Origin of the sequence: Lentzea sp. (assembly GCF_036380075.1) — a bacterium.
Classification (GTDB): Bacteria; Actinomycetota; Actinomycetes; order Mycobacteriales; family Pseudonocardiaceae; genus Lentzea.
Genome location: NZ_DASVFL010000224.1, coordinates 41,532 through 52,398, shown reverse-complemented (window position 1 = coordinate 52,398; position 10,867 = coordinate 41,532). Strand labels below are relative to the sequence as shown.

General features: G+C 70.9%; 12 protein-coding genes. 4 read left to right on the top strand and 8 right to left on the bottom strand.

Going from position 1 to position 10,867, the window contains the following annotated elements:
* Positions 1 to 143: 143 nt before the first annotated feature.
* Together VF330_RS24830 and VF330_RS24825 are read left to right on the top strand one after the other, a co-directional pair.
* Positions 144 to 617: a hypothetical protein gene (locus VF330_RS24830; protein ID WP_330854074.1), complete on the top strand. Its 474-nt coding sequence runs from the start codon at positions 144 to 146 to the stop codon at positions 615 to 617.
* Positions 618 to 713: 96 nt separating this feature from the next.
* On the top strand, positions 714 to 1,244 hold the full coding sequence (locus tag VF330_RS24825; protein ID WP_330854073.1) for a hypothetical protein: 531 nt from the start codon (positions 714 to 716) through the stop codon (positions 1,242 to 1,244).
* Positions 1,245 to 1,276: 32 nt separating this feature from the next.
* On the opposite strand, the gene VF330_RS24820 is transcribed toward VF330_RS24825, so the two are convergent.
* From VF330_RS24820 to VF330_RS24795, 6 genes are all read right to left on the bottom strand, one after another.
* Entirely contained in the window at positions 1,277 to 1,480 is a 204-nt protein-coding gene (locus VF330_RS24820; protein WP_330854072.1) for a hypothetical protein, read from the bottom strand.
* A gap of 118 nt (positions 1,481 to 1,598) precedes the next feature.
* Entirely contained in the window at positions 1,599 to 3,263 is a 1,665-nt protein-coding gene (locus VF330_RS24815; protein ID WP_414675445.1) for a fumarate hydratase, read from the bottom strand.
* A gap of 262 nt (positions 3,264 to 3,525) precedes the next feature.
* Positions 3,526 to 4,518, bottom strand: a complete 993-nt coding sequence (locus VF330_RS24810; protein WP_330854071.1) for a sigma-70 family RNA polymerase sigma factor — start codon at positions 4,516 to 4,518, stop codon at positions 3,526 to 3,528.
* A gap of 250 nt (positions 4,519 to 4,768) precedes the next feature.
* Complete coding sequence (gene dtd, locus VF330_RS24805; RefSeq protein ID WP_330854070.1) at positions 4,769 to 5,194, bottom strand: D-aminoacyl-tRNA deacylase; 426 nt, start codon at positions 5,192 to 5,194, stop codon at positions 4,769 to 4,771.
* Positions 5,191 to 6,645, bottom strand: a complete 1,455-nt coding sequence (locus VF330_RS24800) for a DUF7059 domain-containing protein (RefSeq protein ID WP_330854069.1) — start codon at positions 6,643 to 6,645, stop codon at positions 5,191 to 5,193. The genes dtd and VF330_RS24800 overlap by 4 nt, the downstream gene beginning before the upstream one ends.
* A 28-nt stretch (positions 6,646 to 6,673) precedes the next feature.
* Positions 6,674 to 8,158 (bottom strand): helix-turn-helix domain-containing protein, encoded by a 1,485-nt coding sequence (locus VF330_RS24795; protein ID WP_330854068.1) that lies wholly within the window; start codon positions 8,156 to 8,158, stop codon positions 6,674 to 6,676.
* Positions 8,159 to 8,234: 76 nt separating this feature from the next.
* On the opposite strand from VF330_RS24795, the gene VF330_RS24790 reads away from it, so the two are divergent.
* Complete coding sequence (locus VF330_RS24790) at positions 8,235 to 8,549, top strand: DUF3099 domain-containing protein (protein WP_330854067.1); 315 nt, start codon at positions 8,235 to 8,237, stop codon at positions 8,547 to 8,549.
* Positions 8,550 to 8,606: 57 nt separating this feature from the next.
* Here the strand turns inward: VF330_RS24790 and VF330_RS24785 are convergent, their stop codons facing one another.
* Complete coding sequence (locus VF330_RS24785; protein WP_330854066.1) at positions 8,607 to 9,485, bottom strand: sugar kinase; 879 nt, start codon at positions 9,483 to 9,485, stop codon at positions 8,607 to 8,609.
* Positions 9,482 to 10,372, bottom strand: coding sequence for a pseudouridine-5'-phosphate glycosidase (locus VF330_RS24780; RefSeq protein ID WP_330854065.1), 891 nt, complete (start codon positions 10,370 to 10,372; stop codon positions 9,482 to 9,484). Before VF330_RS24780 ends, VF330_RS24785 begins: the two co-directional genes overlap by 4 nt.
* A gap of 31 nt (positions 10,373 to 10,403) precedes the next feature.
* On the opposite strand from VF330_RS24780, the gene VF330_RS24775 reads away from it, so the two are divergent.
* Positions 10,404 to 10,655, top strand: coding sequence for a DUF3039 domain-containing protein (locus tag VF330_RS24775; RefSeq protein ID WP_330854064.1), 252 nt, complete (start codon positions 10,404 to 10,406; stop codon positions 10,653 to 10,655).
* Positions 10,656 to 10,867: the final 212 nt, after the last annotated feature.

Below are 10,867 nucleotides of genomic sequence, written 5' to 3'. Positions count from 1 at the left end.
GTCGAGGAGTTCCACCTCTACCACGGGGGACTGGCGTCCGCCGCCCGTCTGGAGGCGTTGCGCGAGGCCGTGGCCGCCGTGTCGCGGTAACTGTGAAGAGAAGTCGCTGCAACCCGTTGTGACCGCGGTTCCGTCCTTGGTGCATGAGGCACATAGGAACCGTAGTCGGCACTGGCGCCCTGCTGCTCGTCCTCTCGGCCTGTGGCAGCGCGCAGAACGCGAGCCCCGGGGCCGGTGGCGGTCCGACGTTGCCGACCGCCACCTCGTCCTCGGAGGCGCCTCCCCCCGGAATCGCCCCGGGAGAGGTGCCGCCGGACGGCACGCCCGTGACCAAGATCGACGCCAACGCCCTGTCGCCCGACGTGCCGCGCACCGTGTGGACGCAGGGTGACGGCAGGACCGTCGGCGTCATCGGCCAGGAGGGCGGGTGCGGCAAGGCCAGCGCGTCCGTGCTGGAGCAGACCGCGACCGCGGTGAAGATCGAGCTGCTCGAGACCACGCCGCTGACCAAGCAGATGTGCACGATGGACATCCGCTTCCCGCCGCTGACGGTGCAGCTGTCCGAACCCCTCGGTGAGCGCACGGTCGTGCTGACGTCGCGGCAGGAACAGAAGTAGACCTTCCTCCCCCCGGTGCCCGGCCGGCACCTGCCCCGCCGGCCGGGCACCTCACCTCACCGGGACCGTTCGCCCCGGTTTGCAAGGATGGTGCGCATGAGAAACGCCGTCGCTGCCGTTGCTCTCGCCGCCGTGCTCGCCGGCTGTTCGTCCGGCACGTCCGGCTCCAGCTCGTCCGGGTCGAGCTCGTCGGGCGCCGCGCCGACCACGGGCACGTCCGCGCCCGGTACTCCCGGCTCGTCCGGCGTGAACCCGACGAACGCCCCGGTGCAGCCTCCCGTCTCCATCTCGGAGGAGAAGCCCGTCGTGCCGCCGGACGTCACGCCCGTGGCGAAGGAGAAGGTCGACACGACATCGTTGTCAGACACCTACCGCGACGAGGCCTACGTCTTCAACGACGGCCGCGACGTCGAGGTCTTCGGTGTCGGTGGCGGCTGCAAGGAGGCCCGTGCCGAGGTGACGGCCCAGTCCGCGGAGGTCGTCCAGATCACGCTGGTCACCATCACCAAGCAGCCGCCGGGCACGATGTGCACGCAGGAGGTCCGCCAGGTACCGCTGACCGTCCGGCTGGCCGCGCCGCTGGGGGACCGCCGCCTGGTGCTGGAGTCCCGCGAGGAGGCCGGCTGATATATCGCATATCGCGACCGTCAGCCGATATATCAGCTCGTGGCGTCGGCGACGAACTCGACGCGGTTGCCGACGCCGTCGACCGTGTGGAAGCGGAGCCGGCCGGGGACCTTCGCCGGATCGGCCCAGACGACGGGGTGACCGGCGGCCTCGACCGCCCGTGCCACCGCGGTCACGTCGACGGCGAACGCCGGGTGGGCTTTGCTCGCGGGGCGGAAGTCGTCCTCGACGCCCACGTGTACCTCGCCACCGCCGGGGACGGCGGGCCACCTGCACGTGGTCGATCACGACGGAACCCCCGATCGAAAGAATACGGGACAACCGTACGGTTTGATCGGGGGTTCCGGGGGTGTTCTACCGGCGGAACGTGATCTGCAGGGTCGGCGTGGACGTCTCGGCGAAGAAGTCGTTGCCCTTGTCGTCGACCACGACGAACGCGGGGAAGTCCTCGACCTCGATCTTCCAGACCGCCTCCATGCCCAGCTCGGGGTACTCGAGCACCTCGACCTTGCGGATGCAGTCCTGCGCCAGCCGCGCCGCCGGGCCACCGATCGAGCCCAGGTAGAAGCCGCCGTGCGACGCGCACGCGTTGGTGACCTGCTTGGAGCGGTTGCCCTTGGCGAGCATCACCAGCGAACCGCCCGCGGCTTGGAACTGTTCAACGTAGGAGTCCATCCGCCCGGCCGTCGTCGGGCCGAACGACCCGGACGCGTAGCCCTCGGGTGTCTTGGCCGGACCGGCGTAGTAGACCGGGTGGTCCTTCAGGTACTGCGGCATCTCCTCGCCGGCGTCGAGGCGTTCCTTGATCTTGGCGTGCGCGATGTCGCGGGCCACGACCAGCGGACCGGTCAGCGAGACGCGGGTCTTCACCGGCAGCTGGGTGAGGACCTCGCGGATCTCCGCCATCGGGCGGGTGAGGTCGATGCGGACGACCTCGTCGGACAGGTCCTCGCCCTCGACCTCGGGCAGGAACTGCGCCGGGTCGCGCTCCAGCTGCTCCAGGAACACGCCCTCGGCGGTGATGCGGGCCTTCGCCTGGCGGTCGGCCGAGCACGACACCGCGACACCGACCGGCAGGGACGCGCCGTGCCGGGGGAGGCGGATGACGCGCACGTCGTGGCAGAAGTACTTGCCGCCGAACTGGGCGCCGATGCCGAAGTCGCGGGTCAGCTCCAGGACCTGCTGCTCGAGGTCCCGGTCGCGGAACGCGTGGCCCGACGGCGAGCCCTCGGTCGGCAGGGTGTCGAGGTAGCGGGCCGACGCGAGCTTCGCGACCTTGAGGTTCTGCTCGGCGGACAGGCCGCCGACGACCACGGCCAGGTGGTACGGCGGGCACGCGGCGGTGCCGAGCGAGCGCAGCTTCTCGTCCAGGAACGACGCGAGGCGCTTCGGGTTCAGGACCGCCTTGGTCTCCTGGTAGAGGAACGTCTTGTTGGCGCTGCCGCCGCCCTTGGCCATGAACAGGAGCTCGTAGACGGGCTCCTGGCCGGGCTTGTGGAACACCTCGATCTGCGCGGGCAGGTTCGTGCCGGTGTTCTTCTCGTCCCAGAACGTCAGCGGCGCCATCTGCGAGTAGCGCAGGTTGAGCTCCTGGTAGGCCTCGAAGACCCCGCGGGCCAGCGCCTGCTCGTCGTCGCCGCCGGTCAGGACGGTCTCGGAGCGCTTGCCCATGATGATCGCCGTGCCGGTGTCCTGGCACATCGGCAGCACACCGCCGGAGGAGATGGCGGCGTTGCGCAGCAGGTCCATCGCGACGAAGCGGTCGTTGCCCGACGCCTCGGGGTCGTCGACGATCTTGCGCAGCTGGGCGAGGTGCGACGGGCGCAGCAGGTGCTGGATGTCGCGGATCGCCTCCTTCGCGAGCAGCGTCAGCGTCTCGGGGGCGATCTCGAGGAACTTGCGGTCACCGGCCTCGATCAGCTTCACCCCGTCGGAGGTGACGAGGCGGTACTCGGTCTCGGTGTCCTTCGCGAGCGGCAGGACGTCGGTGTACTCGAAAGTGGTGGGCACGTCGTACACAACTCCAACGGTGTGCAGTTCGGATCAGAAAACCGTACCGCCACCACAGGGACCTTCCGGTGGCCGTCCACCGTGTTCTTCGCAACGTGGGAGCCCACCGCCCCCGGAACGCGGAAGGCCGGGGCAGCCCCCGGCCGCCCCGACCTTCCTTCGCGTGCGAAACCCGACTCACGACGGGCGTCGCGTGGCTCTGGTAACGCCCGACCGTGCCGTGAGTTGAGTCACAAGTCAATACTGCCGGACGAGTGACGTCCGGTGCCCGCTACGAGGCGTAGGCGCGCAGCTTCGCGGCGCGTTCGCCCTGGCGGAGCTTGGACATGACCTCGCGCTCGATCTGCCGCACCCGCTCGCGCGACAGCCCGAACCGCTTGCCGATCTGGTCCAGCGTGCGCGGCTGGCCGTCCTCCAGGCCGTAGCGCAGCCGGATGACCGCCTGCTCGCGCGGCTCCAGCGTCGCGAGCACGCGGCGCAGGTCGTCCTGCAGCAGGCCGGAGATGACGGCGCTCTCGGCGTCGGTCGCGTCCGAGTCCTCGATGAAGTCACCGAGGGGAGCGTCCTCCTCCGTGCCGACCGGCATGTCGAGCGATACCGGGTCGCGGGCGTGGTCGAGCAGGTCGGAGACCTTGTCGACGTTGAGGCCGGACTCCTTCGCGAGCTCCTCGTTCGTCGCCTCGCGGCCGAGCGACTGGTGCAGGTCGCGCTTGATCCGCGCGAGCTTGTTCACCTGCTCGACGAGGTGGACGGGGAGGCGGATGGTGCGGCCCTGGTCCGCCATGCCGCGGGTGATCGCCTGGCGGATCCACCACGTCGCGTACGTCGAGAACTTGAAGCCCTTGGTGTAGTCGAACTTCTCGACGGCGCGGATCAGACCCAGGTTGCCCTCCTGGATCAGGTCCAGCAGCGGCATGCCGCGGCCGGTGTAGCGCTTGGCCAGCGAGACGACGAGACGCAGGTTCGCCTTGAGCAGGTGGTCCTTGGCACGGCGGCCGTCGCGGACGAGCTCCCCCAGCTCTTCGCGACGCGTCGGGGTGAGGCGCTTGGCCGTGTCGAGGACGTGGTGTGCGAACACACCGGCCTCGATGCGCTTGGCGAGCTCCACCTCCTCCTCGGCGGTGAGCAGCGCCGTCTTGCCGATGCCGTTCAGGTAGACTCGAACGAGATCGGCTGCCGGCCCCTGTGCGTCGAGCTCGTGCTCGGCGGTGGTGACGGTGGTGTTCTCTCCGACTTCACGGTCGGAGATCCTCGTGACGGTCATGGATCTCCCTCCCCCTGCTGCGGGCGGCGACGAGTCGCGCTGGCGGTCAAGGCGGCGCGGCGCTGCGCCCTGGTTGCCGGTGTCGCTGCGGGCCCTGTCCTGATCCCGTCGCTAGCTGGCTGATACCTGGGTAACGAACGCGATTCCGAATTCGTTCCCGACTTCCATGACCTGAAGACGTCACCGCTGTCACAGCGGTTGCGCGACTAATCTGAGGATTGGCTGAGAACCGTTTAGCCGAGAGGGTGCGTCACACCTCGACGAGCACCGTGAACGGACCGTCGTTCACGCTCCGCACCTTCATATCGGCCCTGAATCGTCCCGTTTCGACGCGCGCGCCCTTTTGGCGCAGTTCGGCCACGACGGCGTTCACCAACGGTTCGGCGTGCTCGGGCCGGGCGGCCGCCGTCCAGGACGGACGGCGGCCCTTGCGGGTGTCCCCGTAGAGGGTGAACTGGCTGACGACCAGCAGCGGAGCACCCGTCGACTCGCACGACCGCTCGTCGTCGAGGATGCGCAGACCGTGCAGCTTCTGCGCCATTTTGCGGGCGTGGGCGTCCGTGTCGTCGTGGTGGACGCCCAGCAGGACCAGCAATCCGGGCTCGTCGATCGCGCCGATGATCTCCCCGCCGACTTCCACGCTCGCCTCTGTGACGCGCGCCACAACCGCTTTCACGCGGGAATCAACATTCCGTGCCGGATGAGATCACGAACGATCGGCAACGCGGCTTCTGCATCGATTTCTCCGTATGCGAACTCGAGCAGTGAGAGCAGGTCTTCGAGCGGCAACGCGCCGGTGCAGCCGGCGACCAGCTTCGCCGTCGCCTCGTCGACCTCGTGCTGCCAGCCGGGCCCGTCGGTGCGGTGCAGGCGTGCGACCACCTTGCGCCAGCCCTCGTCGCCCGCCTCGGACACCTCCTCGAGCAGCACGGTGTCCGCGACCTTGAACCGCTGACCGAGCAGGTCGGGGTTCGCGCGCAGCCACGCGACGTTGTCGAGCCAGCGCGCCGCCTCCGGGCCCAGCGGGTCGTCGAAGGCGTGGCGCAGGTCCTCGCACACGACCTGCGAGTGCATCTCGTCGGTGCGCCGCAGCGTCACGTAGCCGAAACCGACGCCCTGGACGTCGTTCTCCTCGAACCAGTCGAGCCACGCGCTCGCCTTCGCCCGGCCCTCGGGGCTGCGCGGGTCGACGCCCGCGTCCTTGAGCCACGTGCCGACGTAGAGGGCGGGCTCGGCGATGTCGCGCTGCACGAACCAGGCGTCGATGCCGCCGCGGGGCAGCCAGCCTGAGACGCGCTCCTCCCAGTCCTCGCCCTTGCGGTGCACCCACGACGCGAGGAGCTGGCCGACGCCGCCCTCGTTGAGGAACGCGGGCAGCTGCCGGATGACGAGCGCCGACGCGTCGTCGCCGCCGAGGCCGGAGTCGCGGTAGACGTAGTCGACGCGCGGCGGGCCGACGACGAACGGCGGGTTGCACACGACCTGGTCGAACCGCCGGTTGCGGACCGGGCCGAACCACTCGCCCTGCAGCGTCTCCACGTCGAGGTCGTTGATGCGGAACGTGCCCTGGGCGAGCCGGAGCGCGCGCTCGGACAGGTCGGTCGCCGTGATGCGCTGGGCGTGCGTACTGGCGTGCAGGGCCTGGACGCCGCAGCCGGTGCCGAGGTCGAGCAGCGTGCCGACCGGCGTGCGCCTGGTGGCGCGGGCGAGGCTGATGGACGCGTGGCCGACGCCGAGCACGTGGTCCTCGGGGACCGCTCCGCCGCGGACGTCGGAGTCGAGGTCGGCGATGACCCACCAGTTGTCCTCGTACGGACGGACGTCGAGGCCGGCGCGGAGGTCCTTCGTCAGGACCTCGTTCTTGACGGCGTCGTCGATGTCGACGCCGTCGAGTGCGGCGCGGACGTCCTTCTCGGGCTCGTCGTCGCCGAGCAGGAACAGGCGGATCAGCGTGCCGAGCGACCCGGCGTCCCTGCTGGCGCGGCGGGCGGGCTCGGGCTCACCGCGGCCCAGGGCGGCGTGGGCCTGCGGGCCGAGGGCGTCGACGACGCCGTCCGCGGTGTAGCCGGCGGTCAGGAAGGCCTCGCGCAGACGGGCGCACAGGTCGGCAGAGAGATCGGGGTGCACGGGGACAGATGTTTTCACGCCGCCGGCGTCATCGCGTGACGCGGAGGGCGATCGCCATCGCGAGCCGCTGGTCGGGGTCGTCGAGGGGGAGCGGCGTCACCTCGGCCATCTTCTGCAGCCGGTACCGCAACGTGTTCGGGTGCACGTTGAGCTCCCGCGCCGCCGTCCGCACGTCGCCCTGCGCCGCCAGCCACGCCCGCAACGTCGCCGCGTACTGCGTCCCGTACTCGGCGTCGTAGCGCAATATATTGGATATCGGTCCGCGGGTCGGCAGGCGTCCGGCCTCGGCGACGGCGGCGAGCCGGTGCAGCAGGACCTGCGCCCAGGCGTCGTCGTAGACGACCGGCGCGCCCGTGGAGAGCGCGAGGCACTCGTCGGCTTCCTGGCGTGACGTCGGCAGCTGGGTCGCCTCGGCCGGTCCGCCGACGCCGGCCAGCACCGTCGCCTCCGATGGCAGCTCGCGCGCCAGGGACCGCACCCACGCGACGGCGTCGTCGGCGGCGGGGATGACGGTGTAGAGGACGTTGCCGAACAACGCGCTGCGCCCCGGCCGCGACCAGCCGAAGCCCGCGGTGGCCCGTTGGAACGCGAGCACCGCCGCGCCGTGCTCGCCCTCACCGGCGTGGGCCTGCACCGCGATCACCCGCAGATCGGCCGACGGCAACCCGAGACGCGCGACGTCCGCGGACTCGGGGTGCTCCAGCAGCCTGATCACCAGGTCCGCCTCGGCCTGGCGTTCGAGGTCCGTCGACGCCCGCGACCGCAACAGGTGCAACGCCGCCGTGCGCGCGCCGTCGACCAACGCGGCGCTCCGGGCGGCGTCGACGGGCCCCGTCACCTCGACCCACACCGAGCCGAGCAGCTCACGGCCGGCCCGCACCGCGGCGACGAGCCGGTTGCCCAGCTGCGGGGTCAGCTTCGGGACGAAGATCGGCTCGTCGGACGACGCCAGGTGCGTGAACACCCCGAACTCGTCGAGCGCCCGCCGCGCCTCCTCCGGCACCCGCCGGCCGAGGATGGTCTGCACCCGCACGGGGTCGACGTCCTCCTGCCGGTAGGAGTAGGCGAGCACGCGCGACTGCTGGTCCTCGATCGTCACGGGCCCGCCCACGACGCCCGCGATCACGTCGGCCAGCCCGAACAGGTCGCCGGTGCGCGTGCCGCCGTTGACCAGCGTCTGCGTGACGTTCGCGAGCTGGCTCCACGGCACCGACGGGTCCACCAGCAACACGGCCGCGCCGGACTTGCGGGCGGAGGCGACGACGCGTTCGTCCAACGGCGGCCTGCCGTGCAGCACCACCGCGGACGCCGCCGTCGACGACACGAGACGTGCCGCCGCGGCAACGGAGGGCGTGCCCAGTCCGAGGAGGACGTCGCCCGCCGCGGCCGGTGTGTTCTCGGCCGGGTCGTGCAGGGCGACGCCGCGGAGCTCGACGTCGCGACCGCCCGGCGCGCACGCCAGATGCGTGCCCAGGCTGCCGAGCACGTCCACGAGGCGATCAAGGGCGACCACCCGCGGATGTTAACCGCCGACCGGGTGTCCCGGCCGTCACTCGGACGTGCGACGATGGGAGCGTGGAGGTGGTGTCGTGAGCAGTCCCGACCGGAACGACACCCCGGTGTTGATCACCGAGGCGGCCCCGTCCTTCGAACAGCAGCACGCCGCCCGGCGCAAGAAGTACGCGATCATGATGAGCCTGCGCTTCCCGTGCCTCGTCCTCGCGGCCCTGTTCTCGCACACCTGGTGGCTCGCCCTGTTCTTCATCGCGCTGTCGGTGCCGCTGCCGTGGATGGCCGTGCTGATCGCCAACGACAGGCCGCCGCGCAAGGCGGAGAAGGCCAGCCGCTACGAGGTCGAGCGCCGCGCCATCGAGCGCAAGAGCACCACCGTCATCGACGGCTGATCCGTTCCGCGGACAACTGATATATCGGCTCGAGCCGATATATCAGTCGATGTCCGGCTATCGCGGCGGCTGTGCCCCGACGACGCCGACGGCGCGAGAGCCCGCACGGACGCCACCCAGCAGCGCGTCCCGCTTCGACGACCCGTCGAGCCAGGCGGCCAGGAAGCCCGCGTCGAACGCGTCCCCGGCACCGGTCGAGTCGACGCACTCGGTGACTTCAGCGGGGACTGAGATCAGCTCGTCCGCGTCGACCCACGTCGCGCCGTCCGGTCCCGACGTCACCACGACGGCACCGACGTGGGAGAGCAGCGCTTTGGCCGAGGACGGCTCCGGCGAGCCGGTCAGCGCGAGGAGCTCGTCGGCGTTGGGGAGCAGGAAGTCGACACCGCGCACGTCGTCGAGAAACGCCTCGGCGGAGTGGATGAGCACCGCGGCCTGCGGGTCCACCGACGTCGTCCAGCCCGCGGCCCGCGCCGCCGCGAGCACCGCCAGACCGGCCGGCCGGGACGTGGCGTCGAGCAGCACGTAGCCGGACAGGTGCAGGTGGCCGTCCGCGCCCGCGAGCAGGCCGGGGTCGAGGTCGGCGGGGGAGAAGCGGGCGTTCGCGCCGCGGTCGGGCAGCATCGAGCGCTGCCCCTGGTCGTCGACGAGGACGACCACGCAGCAGGTCGCCAGCTCGGGGTCCACGGCGAACGCGCACTGCACGCCCGCCGTGGTCAGTTCGGCGTGGACCTGCCGCCCCGCCGAGTCGGCGCCCACGCGGGCCACCAGCACCGGCGACGCACCGCACGCCGCCAGCCACACGGCCGTGTTCGCGCCGGCACCACCCGGTTCGATGGTCACCTTGGCGCGCACGTCACCGCCGTGGGCGATCGGGCCGGAATGGCGGGCCACGACGTCTAGGCCCGCGTCACCGACCACGACCACAGGCCTCACCGGAACAGCTCCACCGCGGTGGCGGCGGCGACCGAGGCGTTGTTGACGACCAACTCCTCGTTGGCGTCGAGGCTGACGCCCTCACTGGCGGTGTGGAAGTGCTCCAGCAGCGCGGGCGTGACGTCCTTGCCGCGCACGTCCTGGTCGACGAGCTTCTTCAGCCCCTCGGCGAGCAGGCGGTCGTGCAGGGCGGAGTCCATCTCGAACGCGGCGGGGATCGGGTTCGCCAGCAGCATGCCGCGGCCCCCCGCGGCGAACACGGCGGCGGCCTCGGCGGGGTTCTCCACCCGCCACGGCACGTCGAACTCCGACTCGCGGCGGTAGAACGCCGGGAAGCGCGAGGTCTGGTAGCCGACGACCGGCACGGACCGCGTCTCCAGCACCTCCAGCGTGGCGCCCATGTCCAGGATCGACTTCACGCCCGAGCACACGATCAGCACGGGCGTCGTCGCGACCACGTCCAGGTCGGCGGACACGTCCCACGTCTCGCGAGCGCCGCGGTGCACACCCCCGAGACCACCGGTCGCGAACACCCGGATGCCGGCCTGGTGCGCCAGCGCCGTGGTGGAGGCCACGGTCGTCGCGCCGCTGCGACCCAGCGCGTAGGCGGGACCGAGGTCGCGCAACGACAGCTTGACCAGGTCACCCGCGTTGCACACGCGGTCGAGCTCGGGGGCCGTCAGGCCGATGTGGGGCACGCCGTCGAGCACGGCGATCGTCGCGGGGACCGCACCGGCCTCCCGCACCACCTTCTCCAGGCGTGCGGCGACCGCGAGGTTGCGCGGCGCGGGCAGTCCGTGGGACAGGATGGTGCTCTCGAGAGCGACGACGGGCCGGTTCCCGGCCAGGGCGTCGGCTACTTCCTCGGCGATGTGCAGCGTGGTCACGAGGGGACATCATCCCAGGTACCCTGGGCGCGTGAGCACCCAGACTCTCCCCGAGGTCGACGTACGGCCGGAAGGCACCGACCACACCGGGGACGACACCCCGAAGATGTTCCACTACGTGCGCAAGGCGAAGATCGCCGAGAGCGCCGTGATGGGCACGCACGTGGTCGCCCTGTGCGGCGAGGTCTTCCCGGTCACGCGGTCGCCGAAGCCCGGTTCCCCGGTGTGCCCCGACTGCAAGAAGATCTACGAGGGCCTGCCGAAGGGCGGCGGCGGCGAGTAGCCCGCCCGCGCAGAACTCCACACAGCCGCGCCCGGTGCCCCGACGACCCAGTCGGGACACCGGGCGCGGCTGTTCTCGTTCCGCGGCAGTGATCTTGTGAGCGAAGTGTGAGCAACTGCTCCTAGTTTCGTCGCCGTTACAACATCAACGGTGAATATTTGCACGTTGAACTGTGCAAACGGGTCGCTATCGTCGTTCGCGGGATCTGGGGA